This window comes from Clostridium sp. (genome assembly GCF_030532265.1).
Lineage (GTDB): Bacteria > Bacillota > Clostridia > Clostridiales > Clostridiaceae > Clostridium.
In genome coordinates, this window is the sequence record NZ_JAUNLM010000041.1 from 1 (window position 1) to 19,425 (window position 19,425).

General features: G+C 24.4%; 17 protein-coding genes. 4 read left to right on the plus strand and 13 right to left on the minus strand.

The annotated features are described in order from the left end of the window. The 10 genes from Q4E08_RS08960 to Q4E08_RS09005 all read right to left on the minus strand — a co-directional run. Positions 1–706 (minus strand): ABC transporter transmembrane domain-containing protein (locus Q4E08_RS08960; RefSeq protein ID WP_303130307.1); only part of this gene is annotated, 706 nt, incomplete at its 3' end. A gap of 116 nt (positions 707–822) precedes the next feature. Next, positions 823–1,128, minus strand: coding sequence for a YbaN family protein (locus Q4E08_RS08965; protein WP_303130309.1), 306 nt, complete (start codon positions 1,126–1,128; stop codon positions 823–825). Positions 1,129–1,296: 168 nt separating this feature from the next. Continuing rightward, positions 1,297–2,205 (minus strand): lipopolysaccharide assembly protein LapB, encoded by a 909-nt coding sequence (locus tag Q4E08_RS08970; RefSeq protein WP_303130311.1) that lies wholly within the window; start codon positions 2,203–2,205, stop codon positions 1,297–1,299. A 99-nt stretch (positions 2,206–2,304) separates the two neighbouring features. Further along, the gene (locus Q4E08_RS08975; protein WP_303130313.1) at positions 2,305–2,460 is read right to left on the minus strand and encodes a zinc-ribbon domain-containing protein; all 156 of its coding nucleotides are present in this window, start codon (positions 2,458–2,460) and stop codon (positions 2,305–2,307) included. 174 nt (positions 2,461–2,634) lie between these two features. Further along, a complete protein-coding gene (locus Q4E08_RS08980; RefSeq protein WP_303130316.1) occupies positions 2,635–3,522 on the minus strand; it encodes a PHP domain-containing protein in 888 nt (295 codons plus the stop codon). A 1-nt stretch (position 3,523) separates the two neighbouring features. Continuing rightward, complete coding sequence (locus Q4E08_RS08985) at positions 3,524–3,802, minus strand: helix-turn-helix transcriptional regulator (protein WP_303130318.1); 279 nt, start codon at positions 3,800–3,802, stop codon at positions 3,524–3,526. Between the two features lies 1 nt (position 3,803). Continuing rightward, the gene (gene gshAB, locus Q4E08_RS08990) at positions 3,804–6,122 is read right to left on the minus strand and encodes a bifunctional glutamate--cysteine ligase GshA/glutathione synthetase GshB (RefSeq protein ID WP_303130320.1); all 2,319 of its coding nucleotides are present in this window, start codon (positions 6,120–6,122) and stop codon (positions 3,804–3,806) included. After that, positions 6,115–7,482, minus strand: a complete 1,368-nt coding sequence (locus Q4E08_RS08995) for an MATE family efflux transporter (RefSeq protein WP_303130323.1) — start codon at positions 7,480–7,482, stop codon at positions 6,115–6,117. Before Q4E08_RS08995 ends, gshAB begins: the two co-directional genes overlap by 8 nt. A gap of 175 nt (positions 7,483–7,657) precedes the next feature. Then, positions 7,658–10,912: a sensor histidine kinase gene (locus tag Q4E08_RS09000; RefSeq protein ID WP_303130326.1), complete on the minus strand. Its 3,255-nt coding sequence runs from the start codon at positions 10,910–10,912 to the stop codon at positions 7,658–7,660. Between the two features lie 196 nt (positions 10,913–11,108). Then, a complete protein-coding gene (locus Q4E08_RS09005) occupies positions 11,109–11,798 on the minus strand; it encodes a hypothetical protein (protein WP_303130328.1) in 690 nt (229 codons plus the stop codon). A 166-nt stretch (positions 11,799–11,964) separates the two neighbouring features. Here Q4E08_RS09005 and Q4E08_RS09010 point away from each other — a divergent pair, with 166 nt between their 5' ends. From Q4E08_RS09010 to Q4E08_RS09020, 3 genes are all read left to right on the plus strand, one after another. Continuing rightward, on the plus strand, positions 11,965–12,516 hold the full coding sequence (locus Q4E08_RS09010; protein ID WP_303130331.1) for a hypothetical protein: 552 nt from the start codon (positions 11,965–11,967) through the stop codon (positions 12,514–12,516). 121 nt (positions 12,517–12,637) lie between these two features. Then, positions 12,638–13,285 carry a PspA/IM30 family protein gene (locus tag Q4E08_RS09015; protein WP_303130333.1) on the plus strand — a complete coding sequence of 216 codons (648 nt, stop codon included), beginning with the start codon at positions 12,638–12,640 and terminating at the stop codon, positions 13,283–13,285. A 105-nt stretch (positions 13,286–13,390) separates the two neighbouring features. Beyond that, positions 13,391–14,422, plus strand: a complete 1,032-nt coding sequence (locus Q4E08_RS09020; protein ID WP_303130335.1) for a rhodanese-like domain-containing protein — start codon at positions 13,391–13,393, stop codon at positions 14,420–14,422. A gap of 12 nt (positions 14,423–14,434) precedes the next feature. On the opposite strand, the gene Q4E08_RS09025 is transcribed toward Q4E08_RS09020, so the two are convergent. From Q4E08_RS09025 to Q4E08_RS09035, 3 genes are all read right to left on the minus strand, one after another. Further along, entirely contained in the window at positions 14,435–15,889 is a 1,455-nt protein-coding gene (locus tag Q4E08_RS09025) for a PLP-dependent aminotransferase family protein (RefSeq protein WP_303130337.1), read from the minus strand. Between the two features lie 54 nt (positions 15,890–15,943). Then, positions 15,944–17,104 carry an alanine racemase gene (alr, locus tag Q4E08_RS09030; protein ID WP_303130338.1) on the minus strand — a complete coding sequence of 387 codons (1,161 nt, stop codon included), beginning with the start codon at positions 17,102–17,104 and terminating at the stop codon, positions 15,944–15,946. 199 nt (positions 17,105–17,303) lie between these two features. Then, positions 17,304–17,885, minus strand: coding sequence for a DUF4878 domain-containing protein (locus tag Q4E08_RS09035; RefSeq protein ID WP_303130340.1), 582 nt, complete (start codon positions 17,883–17,885; stop codon positions 17,304–17,306). A 472-nt stretch (positions 17,886–18,357) separates the two neighbouring features. On the opposite strand from Q4E08_RS09035, the gene Q4E08_RS09040 reads away from it, so the two are divergent. Continuing rightward, on the plus strand, positions 18,358–19,425 hold a 1,068-nt coding region (locus Q4E08_RS09040), incomplete at its 3' end, for a cyclopropane-fatty-acyl-phospholipid synthase family protein (protein ID WP_303130343.1).

The window sequence follows — 19,425 nt, forward strand, 5'->3', positions numbered from 1 at the left end:
TTTCTGCTTCTTCATTCATTTTTTTATGTCTTTTTTCATCAATATTAAATACTTTTAATGTTGTTAACCCTTGAAGATTCTCTAAGAATGTTTCACCAAGATTAGAATAATTATTCCAATAGTTTTTAAGAAGTTTTTTTGCAAATTTCATTATTGCAATAATAGACATTGGAATTAATGGAACACATAATATAAATATTATTGCAGATTTAAATGAAATAAATGAAATTACAAAAAATAATGTTATAGGCGCTAAAAGTGAATAAAATAATTGTGGAAGATATTTGCCAAAATATATCTCTAATGCTTCAACACCTTCTATTGCACTTTGAACTATTGAGGATGTAGATAATTTTTTATTATAATTTAATCCTAATTTTAAAAGCTTACTATATATTTCATCTCTAAGCTTTATTTTTACAACTTCTGAAGATTTATTTGAAAAATACCCATACATAATATTTGCAAAAAATCTTATACATAATAAAAATAAGAAAATTATTAAATAGTTTAATATATCCCCTTTTATAAAATCCTTAAAATTATGTAATGAATTTTCCATATAAAATACTTTATTTATTATTTTACCTATTAAAAGTACCATACCTAAATTACACACAGTAGTCATTAAGCTTGAAAATACCGTAAGTGCTATGTACTTTTTAGATTCATTACAAAGATTAATTAATCTTTTATTAATCATCATAACCAATTTCCCCTTTCTAGTTATTCCCACAACATTCTATCATAATTGATATTGATTATCAATATTTATTGTAAAAAAAGAAACTTTATAAAGTTTCTTCTTAATACTTACTTTATTTAATTTTTAAATGCAACCTTTTTACAACTTATTATTTTTTTATTTTTCAAACAATTGTTATACTTTTTTATATGTTTCTTCAAATCTTTTTCTATATATTTTCCCATATATTTTTTTAAATACTTCTTATAAAATTTTCTGCTTATAAGCCATTTATTAAATCTTTCTGAACCTTTTGCAAAACATATGCCAGCCATAACTAAAAATATAGTTCCAGGCATTATAGGTAATATACCACCAATTAAAGCTAGAATCATACATACGATTCCTAAAAAAATATACAAAGCTCTCTTTGCTTCTCCCACTTTAAGTCACCTTACCTTAAAATATTAAAATTTATTAATCTAATTAAATTTATTTTTTCCAATAAATCTATTAGATTTTATTTATTGTTTTTATTTTCTATAATATACTACATTTTACTAAAAATTAAAACATGTAAATTTATAAATTTTTACATGTTTTGATGACTATTATTTAAATATTTGTTTATATTTTTCTAAATCTCTTATGCAGTCTAATTCTTTATCTTTTTTCATATAAGAAATAAAGAAATCATTTAATTCGATAGATTTAATAACACCTTCTAGAGCCTTCTCTTTTTCTCCAATTAATGCATAAAAACAAGCTCTATTGTAATAAAGAAATCCTTCATTTTCATTATTAATTATTCCTTCAGTTATTATTTGTATTGCTTTTTTATAGTTGCCTTTTTCTCTATATATTACTCCTAAATTCAAATAACTATAAGGATAATTTTTATTATTTTCTATAGATTTTCTATAATACTGTTCTGCTCTTTCAATATTTCCTAATCTTTTTTGTACTACTCCCATATTAAATAATATCCTATAATGATTAGGATTTATTGATAATGCTTTTTTATTATAGATTTCACTTTCTTCTAATCTATTTAATTCTTCCATAATACAAGCTAAATTTGCATTTGCCCATAAATCATTTTTATTTATTTCTAAAACTTTCTTATAAAGTTTTATTGCTTCATCTTTATTTTCTTCTTCATCATATATATTAGCTAGAAAAAAATAGGCTTTATCATATGAATTGTTTAACATTATAGCTTTAGAATAATACTCTTTTGCCTCATCAAAAAAGCCATCTTCATCATATAATGTTCCAAGGCCGTAATACGCACGTGCTTCCTCATTATCTATATCTATTACTTCTCTATACTTTTCTTCTGCTAAATCTAATTGTTCTAATTCATGATATAAAAGTGCCATATCTAAAAGAAGTTCAATATCTTTTTTCCCTTCTTGTAAATTATATGCCTTTTTATAAAACTGAAGAGCTTTTAATTTATTTCCTTCTTCTTTAAAATTTCTAGCTACATTTATATGATTATCAAATAAATAATTCATATTTTTTGTCCTTTCTTCAAGAATTGTCTAAAATAATTATAGCAAAAGAATTTTAAAAAGCCATAGAACAAAAAGTTCTATGGCTATAAATGTTCAATATTATTTCTTATTGAATCTTTGCTTTCTAGCTTTTCTACATTCAGGACATCTAACTGGTTCATTGTCAAATCCTTTTTCTTTGTAGAATTCTTGTTCTCCAACTGTAAAAACGAATTCTTTTCCACAATCTTTACATACGATAGTCTTATCTTCCATTTTCATTCCTCCAAATATATAAAGCATCTAAATAATTAAACTTTCTGAATTTTGGAGACACCAATGAAACCAGAAAATACTTAACTACTTTGATCTTTATTTGATTTAATTTACAAAATTAGTATATCACTGCTTATTAATTATTTCAAGGGAATTTTCAAAATATTCTAAAATTTAATCATTTATTATAAATGGCTGAAGCCAAGCTTTTGCACCATCTTCTCTATAAGTTTCAACCCTTACATAACCTTCATTCCCTTTAATATTATAAAAAGCTTCATTTCCTTTGGTTTCTTTTAAAATTTTCCCATATTTTCCTATAAACCTAAAATATATATATGGAACTCTACTATCCCCATTTTTTAATGATATTTTATTATTTTCTAACTTTATATCTTTTAACTTCATTCCAAAACTAGCGTAAAAACTCCCTCTTTTCAATGCATTTATTATGCTATTAACATCCTTTTTTTCTGAAAGAACCATATTATAAGCTCCTCCAATTCTTGAAAATATGTGCATATCATCATTTGCAAATCCATAAACAACCTTACCTCTACTTAATAACTCATCCCATAAATCTGATGCAATAGCCCTACCCTTGCAATCCATCCTAACATTATTATTAAAAACTTCTATACCTAAATAATTATCTAAATTTAATAATCTATCTAAAGTCCAATAATCTTCTGATACTCCATGTGGATGACAAATAATATTTATTCCACCTTGATTATTTACTTTATCAAATAATTCTTGATGATTATTGTCATCATCTAAATCATCATCATACTCTTTAATATTTATACCTAGTGTTTGATGTTCTTTTCGTTTATACTCAACACCCTGTATCATAACTATATCTTCATCACTAAATTCTTTTAAATCTGTTAAAAAATAATGGTCTGTAATAGCTAAAAAATCATACTCCATTTTATATGACTTATAAAGTTCAATTACTTTTTTAATATCATAGTGTCCACAAGGGCTATTTTTAGTATGAGTATGTAAATTTCCCTTTAAATACTCACCTTTATATCCATAAGGATTTGTTATTTTCATCTTAAGTTTCTCCTTCTAGTACTATATCCTCTGCTAATTTTATTAAATCTTTTATTTTTTCATTTTTAAGCTTATAATATCTAAACATTCCCTCTTTTGTTCCCTCAACTATTTTAGCTGACTTAAGTATTTTTAAATGTTTTGATACATTTGCTTGCGAATATTCTATATTACTATTTATATGACAGACACAAATAGGTCCATCATATAGCTGCTTTACTATCTTTAATCTAACTGGATGAGCAAGTGCTTTTAAAACTTCACTCGTCTTTTCTTCCATGCTAATTACTCTCCTTAAAAAGTAAATTTAATACCTTTCTAGCTACATTTCTATTTGTTCCCTTATAAGGATAGCTATGAATATGTATTGCTGGATTAAAGTTTATTTCTATAATTCCATAATTATTTTCCTTTGCTCTTTCTTTTATATTACTTATCATCATATCTACACCAGTTATTTTAGCATTTACACTTTTAGCAGCTTTAATTGCTATTTCTTTGTAACTATTATCTATATCATCTGTAAAATCTATACTATCTCCACCAGTACTTATATTAGAATTTTCTCTTAAATATATAATTTCATCTTTTTTAGGTATATAGTTAAAATCTTTATTTTGATCTTTCAAAAACATTTCTTCTGCCTCACCTAAAGATATCTTTTCAAGTGGAGTTTTATATCCTTTTCCTCTAAGTGGATTTTTATTTTTTTCTATTACAAGCTCTTTAATTGTGTTTATTCCATTACCTATTACATTTGCAGGTACTCTGTGAAGTATTCCTACAACTTCATCATCAATTACTAAAAATCTATACTCTTTTCCATTTATAAATTCTTCTATTAATATTTCATTATCATTTTCAAATCCAATTTCACAAGCTCTTTTATATTCCTTTTCTGTAAAATCAGTCTTAAAAATAGTTATTCCTATTCCAAAATTTGTTGATTTTGGCTTTATAACTATTTGTTTATTTTTATATTTATAAAAGTCATCTATAGCACTTTCTATATTATCGTAATATCCACCCTTTGGAACTTTTATATTATGTTCTTCTAATACTTTCTTTGTAACTAATTTATTTTCCATAATTAAAGCAGTTATATAACTATCTTTTGATGTTTTTGTTGCTTGTTTTACATATTCTATATGATTACCTTTTTTAAGTGATATAAAATTATCTAACTTATCTAAAACTTCAAATTCTATTCCACTTTTTATTGCATCAATAATTAATATTTGAGTTGAAAGTTCTAATTCCTCATAGCCTTTTAATTTAAATACATTTTTTTCACTATATTTTAAATATTCTTTACTTAAATTCATAAAATAATTTATATATCCATATTTCTTTATATCTTTTATAAGTTTTGCTGATATAGTTTCTTTATAATTTATAAATCTACTTCTTGAAATTTTAATTACTTCTTTTAATTCATCATTATCACTAAATAAAATATCACAAATTTTTTCTATTTCATCTAAAACCTTAAGTCCTTCTTGTCTTAAAGAAACTTCTTTACCATTCATATTTATCATATTAAATTCTTTTGTTTCTATACCCCTATTATCATTTTTTACATATTCATCATGAAGTCTAACAGTGTACTTTTCATCTTCTGTAAATAATGTAAATAGTATAAATAAGAAAATCATATTTAATGTATCTTTACTTACTCCAATTGGACTTAATGGATCTAAGTCAAGAAGTCTTATTTCTATATATTTAACACCATGATTTAATAAATTTTCTAACATATCTCCAGTTTCTTTTGTTTTAAATCTAATAGGGCTATAATATTCTCTTGCACCTTGTATACACTTATCTTCTATAAGTCTTTTTATATCTTCAACATATTCATAAACATTGTTGTAAGATACATAATAATCTTCTACATTTTTATATCCACACTCACTATTTCTAAGAGAATTTACCCCTTTAAAATAATGCTCATCTTTTCCTAATGTTTGACTTATTCTTTTACAAGTTCCCTTATAACTTTTATGAAAAACAGGACTAGCTCCTGTTAAATATATTAAAAACCATTTATATTTTATTAAGTTTCTACCTATTTTAAAATATATATTATTTTTAAAATCCTTATAATTTTCTTTAGTATTTGAAAGCTTATAAAGTTCTTTTAAAAGCTCTTCATTAAATGAAAAATTAAAATGCACTCCGCTTACTAATTGTCTCTTTGCACCATATTTTTTTAGAAGACCTTCCCTATATTTTACTTCATCTTGATTTTTAAGTTCTGCAACTGGTATTTCATTATCCTTTGGTATTATAGGCGGATTACTTTGTGGCCATAAATACTCTTCTTTCAAACTAGTAGAAACTATATTATGAAGATTTTCCATAAAATCATAAACTTCATTTATTGATTTACATATAGGGGTTATCATTTCAACTTGACTTTCTGAAAAATCCCTTTTTATATACGGATTTTCTTCATTAAATATATTAGTATGTTTAGTTAAAGCAAGCTTTCCTTCTTTATCAACCCTTAAATTTTCTTTTTCAAGACCAAATCCACTTTGTAGTAATTTTTTATTTAAATTATTACTTTTTATTAATTGTAATAAGTTATCATACATTTCTCTCTATCTCCTTTTTTATATTATAATTAAAAGTTAATTTATTCATATCAATTAAAAACCAACTAAGTAAAAGTACACCCTTAAAAAAGCTACTAATACTTATGCTAATCCATATTCCATTAAGTTTTAAAAAGCTTATATTTGATAAAAATATTGCTATAGGTATTCTAAGTGCTGTAAAAGTAACACTAATTATTGGTGGAGCATAGGTTTTTCCTATTCCATTAAATGCTCCAACAGTTAATAATTCTATACACATGAATACTTGAGATAAACCTAATATTTTCATATAAGTGCTACCCATAATTAAACTTTCATTATCTGATAAAAATATACCAAATATTTGTTTTGAAAATACTATAAATAGTAAAGTTACACTGATTCCAAACACTATAGTAAGTTTTAAAGCTTTATAATACCCTTCCTTTATCCTATCTTTTTTCATTGCTCCATAATTTTGACCAACAAAAGCAGCAATAGCACCTTGAAGCCCTCCAATTGTAACATAAGATATAGATTCAATTTGAATTCCAACCCTCTGAACCGCTATAGCTATTGCACCATAGTCAGAAACTAATTTTGCAATAGACATAGATATTAAAGTAAATATAACTCTTTGCATAGTTATTGGTAATCCAAGCTTAATTACTGACAAACATTTATCTTTATCAAAATTAAACTTATCTTCAAAAACTTTTAATTTCCCTTTTGACATCTTTATAAACATTAAAAATACAATTATTCTTGCAATAAGTGTTGCAAGAGCTGCTCCAACTACTCCTAATGGCTTAATTATTCCAATACCAAATATTAATATAGGATCTAATATAATATTAAAAATAAACCCTATAACATTTGCTTTAAATGGTAACTTACTATCCCCATAACTATTAAGAATAGATGTTAATAGTGTATTAAAAAACATAAATATAATACCTATTGCAGATATTAAAAGATATTTTTGTGCCATAAAATCTACATAATTTCCTAATTTATAAAAACTTATTAGTTGTTTATTAAATATAAAAAGAAATATTGTATATATTAATCCTATAAAACTTGTAAGTATTATACCATTTTGTATGTATGTTTTACTCTCTTTTTCTCTCCCCCTCCCTATAGAATGAGATATTTTAACCCCAGTCCCTATAGACACAATTGTAAAAATTGCCATAGCAAGATTTATAAAAAAACTAGCTGTTCCTATAGCCGCAACAGCATCACTTCCTAACCGTCCAATCCAAAGCATATCTATCATTCCATAAGCTGTTTGTATAAAATTAGTTGCTATAATTGGCAGTGATAATTTTATAAGAGATTTAGTAATATCATCTTTAGTTAAATCTACTTTTTTCATGTAATATCACCTCACTATATAACTATATAGGAATATAGTTATATAGTAAATAGTAATTTCAATTTATTTAATTTTATCACCTATAATTTAATTTCACATTAAATTTATTTTAAATTTTATTGTTCTATAACAAAATAAGGAACCTAATAAAAAATAGATTCCTTATTTATTAAACTTATTCTTCACTTTTTTCTTGTTTTACTGGAAGCGTTATTATGAATTCACTTCCTTTACCTACTTCACTTTTTAATGTAATTTTTCCTTTATGAAGTTCAACAAGATTTTTAACTAAAGTAAGACCTATTCCACTACTACAATGTTTACTTGAAACTTGTGTTTCAACTTGTGCGAATCTATCAAATATAATATTTTGATAATCTTTTGGTATTCCAATTCCAGTATCTCTAACAATTATATCTACACTATCATGATTATCTTTTATTTCAACAAATATAGTTCCACCTGACTTAGTAAATTTAACAGCATTTGATATTAAATTTATAACACATCTTTCTATATTAGTTTTATCACACTCTATAATTTTTTCTTCTATTTCTGGATCTATTATAAGCTCTAGATTATTGCTCTCAATATAACTTTTCATAGATAATGCAACTTCTTCTACTAAATAAACAATATCTTCTTCTGATATATTAAGTTTATATGCTCCTGAACTTATTTTTGAACTATCAATTAAGTCATTTATAACTTTTAAAAGAGTAGTAGAATTTTTCTTTATTATTTTCATATATTTAGATAAATCTTTTCTTCCTATTCCATTTTTACTATCATTTAATGAGCTAATAAGTTGCTCACTTGATAGTATTACATTAAGTGGTGTTCTAAGTTCATGAGAAAGATTAACTAAATAAGTATTTCTAAACTTTTCATACTTTAAAAGTTTATTGTACATTTTTTCATTTTCTAAAAGTTCTTTATTTAATTGTTCCGTTCTTTGTTTAACTAATCTATTTAATATTTTTACATAGTTAACGATAAAATATATTATAAGTAATATTAAAAACAAATAAATTAAATAAGCTAAATTTGAATTATACCAAGGCTTATTTATTTGTATTTTAACTTCTTTAACATCTGTTACTTCACCATTTTTATCTCTGGCTCTTACTTTAAAAATATATTTTCCCGGTGGAATATTAGTATAACTTACATAATTTCTTTTTCCTAGGTATATCCAACCTTTATCAAATCCCTCAAGCTGATACTCAAAATTTTCTGTCCCCATACTTTTATAATCTGGTAGAAAAAATTCAAATGAAAATGTATTTTCATTATGCTTTAACTCTATAGAATCATTTTTTATCTGTATGTTCTTATTATTATATACTTTAAACTTACTTATCTTTATATTTGGATTTGAAAGTGGCTTTGTATATATATCTTTAGGATAAAATGCTGTTACACCATTTACTCCTCCAAAAAACATCTCGCCATCTTTAGCTTTAAATTCGGCTGTTCCATTAAATTCATTTCCCTGAAGTCCATCAAGTAAATTATAATTTTCAAACTTTTTTTTATGCTTATCGTATTTTGAAATTCCGCCATTAGTGCTTACCCATACATTGTCTTCATCATCTAATAAAACACCATATACATAATTATTTGCAAGTCCGTCTTTTTCTGTAAATATTGTAAACTTTTCTGTCCTAGGGTCAAATTTATTTAATCCAACAGATGTGGAGAACCACATGTTTCCTTCTTTATCTTCATTTATACCTTTTATTGCATTATTACTTAAGGAATTAGGATTATTTTCTATGGATGTGTAATTTATTGCTTTCTTTTTCTCTACATCTAACTTTAATATTCCACCATTCCAACCAGTTGCTATCCAATAATTTCCTTTAGAATCTTGAAATACCCTTCTAATATAATTTTCGCATACTCCAGCTTTATCAAATAGATAATTTAAATTAGTAAACTTTTCTGTTTTAGGATTAAAAACATCTAAACCCTGACGTGTTCCAACCCAAAGTAATCCATTTTTATCAAAATAAACTTCCTTTACATCATTATGCACTAAAGAATTCTTATTTGATTCATGTCTGTATGTTTTTATATCACCTGTTTTTTTATTAAGTTTACATAATCCTTCCTTTGTTGCCATCCATATGTTTCCATTACCATCACCTGTAACTTGAAATAATGTATTACTTGGTATACTATTTGGATTATTTTTATCAAATTTATAATGAGTTATTTTATCATTTTCTCTATCAAACTTATTTAATCCATCATTATTAGTTCCAACCCAAAGAATTCCATCTTCATCTTCATAAATTCCACCTATACTATTTCCACTCAAAGTATTTGTTTCACCTGGCTGACTCTTATAATGAGTAAACTCAGGATTAGGGTTTAACATACTAATACCATTGTATGTTCCAATCCACATTAACCCATCACTATCTCTATAAACACATTTTACACTATTATTAATTAAACTTTCTTGATCATATGGCTTATTTATATAAATATTAACATTTTTAGTCTTATTGTTATATTTAATTAAACCACCTTTGCTTCCAAGCCAAATATTATTATTAAAGTCTTCATACATACTATTTATAGCATATTTTTCAAAAGCGTACTTTCTATTTATATTTTCTAAATTATCAAATTCTTTAGTTTTAAGATTAAATTTATATATCCCCTTATCTTGAGTTGCAATCCACATGTTATTATTCATATCTTTATAAAGCTTCAAAATATTTTTACTAGGTAATTTATCTTCTAATACCTTAGTAATTTTACCAGTAACTTTATTTATTATATTTAATCCTTTTTGCGTGGATATCCACATTTCTCCATTTAACCCTTCCATAATAGAAGTAATAAATCCATCATATAATGTATCTTCTTTATTTTCTTCGCTAAAATATTTTTTAAATTTCTTTGTTTTAGGATCATATTCATTTAAACCATCTTCTGTTGCAACCCACATATGATTACTACTATCAATATAAATATCCCAAATATGACTACCTAAAATTTTATATGGATCATTTGCATCTGCTTCAATTCTTTCAGCTTTTAACGTTTCCCTATCTAACTTACTTAAACCAGAACTTGTACCAATCCACAAATATCCATCTTTATCTTCTACTATTGATTCTATTATTCCTGGAAAAATAGTATCTTTATCCTTATCCTCAGACTTTATAACCTCATATTCATATCCATTAAATCGATTTAGTCCATCATTTGTTCCAAACCACATATAACCATCACTATCTCTTAAAATAGAGAAAACAGAACCTTGAGATAATCCGTCTCTTACTGTTATGTTAGTAAATTTTAAATATTTATTTTCTTCAACAGCATTTGCTTTAACACAAAAAAAATTATTTATTATTATAAGTATACATAATATATTTATTATAAGTTTACCCCTTTTTATTTCATTCATCCCCTATCACTCGACAAAATTTATCCAAATATAAAACTATTTTTGCATAGTAAACTTTTATTGTCAATTAGTAAACTTTATTAACTAACTATTAACAGAAAATTTGTACTAAAAAAAAACATTATTTTATATAAAACTATAAATTTAATTTTAAATAAAATTAAAAACCTCTTATTAAAAATAAGAGGTTTGCATTCTATATAATATTTTCAACATTTCTTTCATATAAATCTGCTATAAAATTAAATGTATCTTTATCACTTACACTACCATAGCTATCTCCATCTTTAGGGTTATGTTCATATGTAAGTATTAAAAATTCACCATTTGACTTAATTACTCTAAAGGAAGTTTTTTCTGTTAATATATCAATTTGAGCTAATATTTCTACACTATCATATTGATTTGTTTCACCATTATACAATTTTGAATATTCCCCATTAAACATTGTTATATTATATTTTTCCTTATCACATTCAGTAACTCGTCCACTTTTTCCACATGAAAGACATCCTTTAAACTTACAATCTCTCATACAAGTTAAACACTGACATTTAGAACAACACTTTAACTTTAAAAATACATTATTATATTTATTTTTATAATCTAATATACTATTTACTGAATCATTAATTTCACTTGCTGAAGAAGCATCTACCTCAAAAAATAAAACTTTTTTCTTTTTATTTAATTTACTTTCAGCACTTTCTAAAAGCTCTGAGTATTTATCTAAAACCTTTATATTTTTCACAAAATATCTTGATTTAATATCAGTTCCTTCTGAAAATTGAATAATATCATTAATAGAAAAAGTTATATTAGTATAATACTCTGTTATATTATCTTTTTCACTTTTTATAATCTCTTTTGCCTTGTTAATATTCACCTTTATCACCTCTTTAATATTTATTATAAATGACAAAAATATTTTTTAAATAATTTAAATATTAATTTATTAAAATAATACAATTTGTTAATTTTTTCACTTTAAATTATAATATAAATTAAATAGCATATTAATAAAAATATGCCTTTAGGAGGGATTAATTTTAATGAAGTTTCGGAATAAATCAATAGTTAAATTTATAGTTATATTAACTATATTTTTATCTAACCTTTTATCATTTATAGTTCCAACTTATGCTGCTAGCTTTAAAAGTTCATCTAGTTATAGTAAGCCATCATCTTCTTCATCATCATTTAAAAGTAATACATCAACTTCAAAGAGTTCTAATTGGAATACTAGATTTAATACATCAAATAAATATAGTAAACCAAAGGATTCAAATAAAAATTCTACAAGTGATAAATTTAACTCTAAATTTAATACATCAGATAAATACAATAATAGTAATAAAAATAAAGAAAACTCTGATAAATCTAATAATGATACTACTGATAAATCTAAAAAAGAAAAAAATTCATATGATACATCCGAAGGAACTAAAAGATACAATAGAAATTTTAGTGTATTCCCCTTCTTTTCATCATATGGTCATTCTTTTTTTGGAATGTCATTTATTTTTAAGGCAATTGTTATTCTTTGCGTAATTACTATTATACTATTTATTATTTATTTTATTTTCTTTAAATTTAAGAAATAATATTCTTAATTAAAATTTTATTAATATTAAAATTCAATATTGATAATTTTTTGAAAAATTATATAATTATAAGAAAAGTTAAGCAATATTAATTGTATGAACTTAAAGGAGGCTCATAATTATGGGTATATTTAATAGAATATCAAACATGTTAAAAGCAAAAACTAATTCAGCATTAGATAATATGGAAAATCCAATCGAATTATTAGATCAAAAAATAAGAGATATGGAAGAAAGTCTAAATAAAGCAAAACTTTCTTCAGCTCAAATATTTGGTAATTTAAAAGAAATTGAAAAAGAAATGGACAAGACTAAAGCAATTGCTGTTGAATATGATGAAAAAGTAAAACTTGCTATGAGTAAAAATAATGAAGAACTTGCTAAAAAAGCTCTTAAATTAAAGCTTGATGCTGATAAAAAGCTTCAGACACTAACTACTTCTCATACAGAATTAGAAGCTAAAGCAAAAAGTCTTAAAGAAAATCTAGTCAAACTTCAAGAAGAAATTGAAAAAACTAGAAGCTATAGAGATGAAGCCTCAGCAAGACTTAATACTGCAAATGCTACTAAACAAGTCAATGAGATTATGGCCAATGTACAAACTAAGAAAAACTCTATAAACTTAGATGACATTGAAAGAAAAATAGCTAAAGAAGAAAGTTATGCTGAAGGATTGAAAGATCTTAGAACTCCTTCTTTAGATGATGAATTTGCAGCACTTGAAAATGACAATTTAGATGCTGAACTTGAAAAATATAGAAATAAATAATTTAAAGGAATTGCCAAAAGGTAATTCCTTTTTTATTTATGGATTATAAAACACCATTCTTACTAAAGACATATAATAAAATATATTGATTTTTAGGAGTATTTTATGAAGTTTTATAAATTAAACAAAGATCACTGTTGCACTTATTTAATATTAAACACTAAAAATAATTCTTGTGTACTAATTGATCCAAAGCTTGATTATGAAGATTTTTATTTAAATTTTATAAAAAATAAAAATGGGATTCTTAAAGCAGTTATAGATACTCATACCCATTCAGAACACTTAAGTTGCTGTTATAGTTTAAAAGAAAAAACTAACTGTAATTTTTTTATGAATGAAAATACAAGTTGTAACTCTATTACTAAAAAAATAAAGAATCATGAAATTCTTAATATAGATGGTATAATACTAAAATGCATACACACTCCTGGTCATTCAATAGATAGTATGTGTATTATATTTGAAGATAAACTTCTAACTGGAGACACTCTATTTTTATCTGATGGTGCTGGAAGAGATGATCTTCCAACTGGAAATCCTTTAGATCACTATAATAGTTTAATTAAACTTTCTAAGTTACCATCCCATCTAATAGTTTATCCAGCACATAATTATACCGACTCTCCACCATATACATTACACCATCTAAAAAAAATAAATAAATATTTAAAAATAAAAAATAAAAAAGAGTTTTTAAGCATTACAGAGCAATGTTATCCCCCACCTGATTGGATGCTTAAAGTTATTTCTTTAAATACTTTGTGCAATATGAATATAAATTCAATTAAAATTCCTTTTGAGGAAGGTATTTGTCAAAGTAGTTATATTAAATCACCACGTTCTATGCCTATATACTTAAATAAAGAAGAATTTACTAAATTTATAGAATCTAACAAAGATAATATTTTTATATTAGATGTAAGAGAACCTGAAGAAATTATATATGGAAATAAATTAAAAGAATCTATAAACATTCCACTAAAAGAACTTCCTAAAAAAATAAATGAATTGGAAAAATACAGAAATAACATTATAATATGTGTTTGCTCTAGTGGAAACAGAGCTATAGTAGCTTCAAGAATTTTAATTGATAACGGATTTAGAAATGTATATGTTTTATCTGAACCAATATAAAAAGGGCTAATATTAGCCCTTTTTGTTTATTAAGCTTTTAACAACATCTCCAATTATTTTTATACCTTTTTCTATATCATTTTCACTTACTCTTGAAAAACCTAGTCTTATTTTTTCCGAACCATCTTTATTATTATAAAATATATCACCCGGCATAAAAACTACACCTCTTTTATAACATTCCCTTAAAACATCTCTTCCATTTACATTTTTTAACTTGATAAATATATGAAGTCCACCTTCCCCTAAAATATAATCATGTGGAATATATTTTTTAACTTGTTTCAATGTAAAATTATATTTATCCTTATAATGTTTTCTTATTTTTTTCATGTACTTATGAAATGAACCACTTTCCATATATTTATGGAATATGGCTTGATCTAAAAATGAAGAATGTATATTTCTAGTTCTTTTTATACTTTCTAATTTTGATATTAAATTTTTATCTCCAAAGACCCATCCAATTCTAATTCCAGGAAACAGTATTTTAGAAAAACTTCCTATATAAACTATTCCATTTCCTTTATCACATAATGATGCAATTGGTGCTACATGAGAGCTTGTATATAAAAGTTCCTCATTAAATCCATCTTCTATTATAGGAACTTTATACTTTTCACATATGTTATATACAGATTTTCTCTTCTCACCTTTCATAACAATACCAGTGGGATTATGATAAGAAGGTATTAAATATAATAACTTAGGATTATGCTTTATTAATGTTTCTTCTAATTTATCTAAATTTAAACCATCCTTGTCCATATCTATTGATTTAATATTAAGATTATGACTTTTCATAATTTTTATAGCAGTATTATGAGTTGGCTCTTCACATGCTATAGTCTCACCTTCATTCATAATTCCGCTTAATACTATATCAAATCCTTCAGTAAATCCATTAGTTATTAATATATCTTTATTTTCTATATTTACACCCTTTTGCTTCATATATCTCATTAAATACTCTATTAAAGGCTTATAACCCTTAGCATATCCATAATTTAAAAGTTTATCTCCTTCAATAGAAAATGTAGTTAAAAATGCTCTTTTAAATTCTTCTAAATCAAAAAGACTTTCGTCTGGTGCAATACTTTTAAAAGAAATCATTCCTTTTTTCCAAGGCAACTCATTTTTTACTATATCAAGCTCCTCGCAACAATTACAATAACAACTCATCATATTGTTCCAATCTATATTTAAATCTCCACCATTTAATTTTTTCTCTATTTTTACGAAAGTTCCTTTACCTTTTATACTTTCTATAATTCCTTCTTCTTCTAAAGTCTCATAAGCTAATATGACAGAATTTCTACTTACAGAAATTATTTTGCTAACTTCTCTTGTAGATGGTAACTTACTTCCCTTTTGTAACATTCCACTTTCTATATTTTCTTTTATATGTTTTTCTATTTGAGTGTGTATCTTTTCTTCTTCATTTATTTTAAAGGACGAAAAAATCAAATATTCTCACCTTCTATTCTAATTTAATCTTCCTTTATTATATCAGAAAATTAATTAAATATAATTTCTTATATGCACAATTTCTCCATTACTCTTATATACCCTAGGAACTCTATGTTTAAGCATACATAAAACTTCATAGTTTATTGTTTCCATTATTTCTGCCATATCATCAGCATTAAATTTTAATCCATTATCTTCACCAAGTAAAATAACTTCATCACCAACTTTTACTTCTCCAATATCAGTAACATCTACCATACATTGATCCATGCATATTCTACCTACTACATTTGCAAATTTTCCATTTATTATAACTTTAGCTTTTCCACTTAAAGATCTAGAATAACCATCTGCATAACCAATTGGAATTGTTGCAATTATACTTTCTCTATTTGTTTTGAATTTTCTTCCATAACTTACGTACATATCTTTATCTAAAGTTTTAATATGAGCAACTTTAGTTTTTAATGTTAATGCCGGCTCTATTTTAAGTTGTTCTTTTTTTACTTCATTTGATGGATAATATCCATATAATATTATTCCTGCTCTTACTGCATCAAGATATGTTTCTGGAAGGTCTATTATAGCACCGCTATTTGATACATGCTTTATTTTTATATTTAATCCATTTTTTATAAGTTCTTCATTAAAATCTTTTATTTTTTTAAATTGCATATTTGTATATTCTTTATCCTTTTCATCAGATGTTGAAAAATGTGTAAATATACCAACAATTTCTATTCCTTTTAATTTTGATATTTCTAAAACATCTTTTAAACTTTCTTCATTTGGTATAAATCCAATTCTACCCATTCCAGTATCTAAAGCTATATGAATTTTTGCAGTTTTTCCAAGCTTAATTGCAATTTCAGATAGTTTTTTTGCATAATTTAAATCATACACTGTTTGTTCTATATTATTATTTATTAGATCTTCACCAAATTCTAATGGAGTATATCCTAATATCATTATAGGACACTTTATACCACCATTAATTAGTTCTAATGCTTCTGTTATAACTGCTACTGCAAATCTTGAAGCACCATTTTCTATTAAAACCGGTGCAATATCTAATGCTCCATGCCCATACGCATCAGCTTTTATAACTGCGATTACGTCTTTATTATTAACTAATTTTTTTATATTTTTCATATTTAATGCTATTTTATCTAAATCTATTTCAGCCCACACAGGTCTTAATAATTTTTCCATAAGTTCACCTCTAAATTAATATTCCTTCTACACTAATATTATAAATATTTTTTATAATATAGGAAGAACCACTAAATTTATATTTTTTATATAGAGTGGTTACTTTTTATTTCTTATAATTAAATTTAAAATATAATATTAAAAAAATTTTATATATTTAATATTATAAATAAAAAAGTAGCTAAAATTAGCTACTTTTTTATTTATTTGAAAATTCTTTTATAAATTTTGAGAACTTTTCTAAATTAAAAGTTTTTAATAAAACTGTTTCTGGGTCCTTAATCACCCATTTATTATCTTGTTTTATTAATTGAATATTTATATCTTGAGTTATTTTCTTTAAATCATCTTTATTTACTATATTAATTAAATCTTTTTGTAAATCTTTCTGTAATTCCTTATCACTTTTTCCACTCATTGATGCTGCTAATGATTTTTGTATAGCAGTAACCATATAATTTCCCATTATATCTCCTGCATCTATTGCTGTTACTGTAGCACTTACAGTAGCTTCATCATTTTTTTCTTCCGTATTATTAATTTTTATTTCCGTCTTTGATAAAACTTTCTTTAAAGCCTCTTCTTCTTCAGAAGTTAATTTTTTATCAGTTTTGTCTTTAGAAATAGTATCCTTATTAATCAAATTACTTATTTCACTTATATTTCCATTCTTTAAAGTAGAATAAAATTTTTCTACAACTGAACTTGGACTATCTCCACCACAAGCAATTAAAGTGCATGATAATATGGATACTAATAATAAACTTACTAACTTTTTCATATTTCCCCCTATAAAAAATAATTTATTCAATTAATATATTAATATATAGCTTTTCAATTATATACATTTAGATAATATTATTTACATTTTATCTATAATAATTAATATTTTATTCTTTATTTTATATTTATTTTAAATAATTAATTACATATTTCAGTATTATGCTATGTAATTCTAATTAAATTAATACATTTTATATTTTACTTAAAAAAATTACAATATATAAAGTTTTTTAACATATTTAAATAATATTATATAAAATACACTTAAATACTTATGTTAGCTTATTCAAACATTATTCAAACATTTTAAAATCTAAAGAAAGTGAAAGTATTTAAAAGAATACTAGAGTATTTTAAAAAACTTTACTAATCAATGTTTAAAAATGCTAATATTACAATAATTATGCATGTTAATTTTATTTTTTATAAATACTATAATGAATAAGACTTAAATAAATGAGGTGTTAATTATGGAAATGAACAAAACTATAGTAAAATCATTTACTAAACATTTATCTGATGAAACATTTAACTTAAAACTTTGGGATGGTGAAATAGTTAAAGTCGGTGAAGGTGAACCTAAATTTACAATAATAATAAATAAATTCCCAAGCAAAAAAGATTTATTATGTGATGCAAGTTTAGCTTTAGGTGAAGCTTACATGGATGGAGATATAGATTTTGAAGGAGATCCACAAGAAATATTTGAAAGTATGATGAGAAATAAAGATAGTTTCTTAAATCATTCTACACTTTTAAAACTTGCTGGAAAAGTCAAAGCTCCTTCACTTTTAAAATCAAAAAAAGATATAGCCCATCACTATGATATAGGAAATGATTTCTATAGCTTATGGTTAGATAAAACAATGAGTTATTCATGTGGATATTTTGAAAGTGAAAATGACACACTTTATGATGCTCAGATGAATAAAATTAAACATATATTAAAAAAGCTTAATTTAAAAGAAGGTCAAACTCTTCTTGATATAGGATGTGGTTGGGGCTTTTTAATAATTGAAGCAGCTAAACTTTATAAAGTTAAAGCTACTGGTATAACTTTAAGTGAAGAACAATTTGCTAAAGCTACTGAAAGAATAAAAGAAGAAGGACTAGAAGATTTAGTAACTGTAAAACTTATGGATTATAGAAACTTAGAAAAATCTGGTCTTATGTTTGATAGAATTGTAAGTGTTGGTATGGCAGAACACGTAGGTCATGCTAATATACCTCTTTTCTTTAAGAATATAGATTCTGTACTAAAAGAAGGTGGATTATTCTTACTTCATAACATAACTAATCTTGTTGAAACAGAAGGTAATAAGTGGGTAACAACTTACATATTCCCTGGTGGATATTTACCAACATTAAGAGAAGAAATTTCAGTTGCAAGTGAATTAAACTTCCATGTTCTTGATGTTGAAAGCTTAAGACTTCATTATATGAAAACTTTACAAGAATGGCTTAAGAATTTCGAAGAACATTTAGAAGAAGAAAGAGAAATGTTTGATGAAAGATTTTTAAGAATGTGGCATATTTAC

What these genes read in the sequence shown, in the direction of transcription:
- Q4E08_RS08970 (WP_303130311.1), bottom strand. Translation starts at nt 2,205, where the DNA reads ATGAATTATTTATTTGATAATCATATAAATGTAGCTAGAAATTTTAAA.
- Q4E08_RS08975 (WP_303130313.1), bottom strand. Translation starts at nt 2,460, where the DNA reads ATGGAAGATAAGACTATCGTATGTAAAGATTGTGGAAAAGAATTCGTT.
- Q4E08_RS08980 (WP_303130316.1), bottom strand. Translation starts at nt 3,522, where the DNA reads ATGAAAATAACAAATCCTTATGGATATAAAGGTGAGTATTTAAAGGGA.
- Q4E08_RS08985 (WP_303130318.1), bottom strand. Translation starts at nt 3,802, where the DNA reads ATGGAAGAAAAGACGAGTGAAGTTTTAAAAGCACTTGCTCATCCAGTT.
- gshAB (WP_303130320.1), bottom strand. Translation starts at nt 6,122, where the DNA reads ATGTATGATAACTTATTACAATTAATAAAAAGTAATAATTTAAATAAA.
- Q4E08_RS08995 (WP_303130323.1), bottom strand. Translation starts at nt 7,482, where the DNA reads ATGAAAAAAGTAGATTTAACTAAAGATGATATTACTAAATCTCTTATA.
- Q4E08_RS09000 (WP_303130326.1), bottom strand. Translation starts at nt 10,912, where the DNA reads ATGAATGAAATAAAAAGGGGTAAACTTATAATAAATATATTATGTATA.
- Q4E08_RS09010 (WP_303130331.1), top strand. Translation starts at nt 11,965, where the DNA reads ATGAAGTTTCGGAATAAATCAATAGTTAAATTTATAGTTATATTAACT.
- Q4E08_RS09015 (WP_303130333.1), top strand. Translation starts at nt 12,638, where the DNA reads ATGGGTATATTTAATAGAATATCAAACATGTTAAAAGCAAAAACTAAT.
- Q4E08_RS09020 (WP_303130335.1), top strand. Translation starts at nt 13,391, where the DNA reads ATGAAGTTTTATAAATTAAACAAAGATCACTGTTGCACTTATTTAATA.
- alr (WP_303130338.1), bottom strand. Translation starts at nt 17,104, where the DNA reads ATGGAAAAATTATTAAGACCTGTGTGGGCTGAAATAGATTTAGATAAA.
- Q4E08_RS09035 (WP_303130340.1), bottom strand. Translation starts at nt 17,885, where the DNA reads ATGAAAAAGTTAGTAAGTTTATTATTAGTATCCATATTATCATGCACT.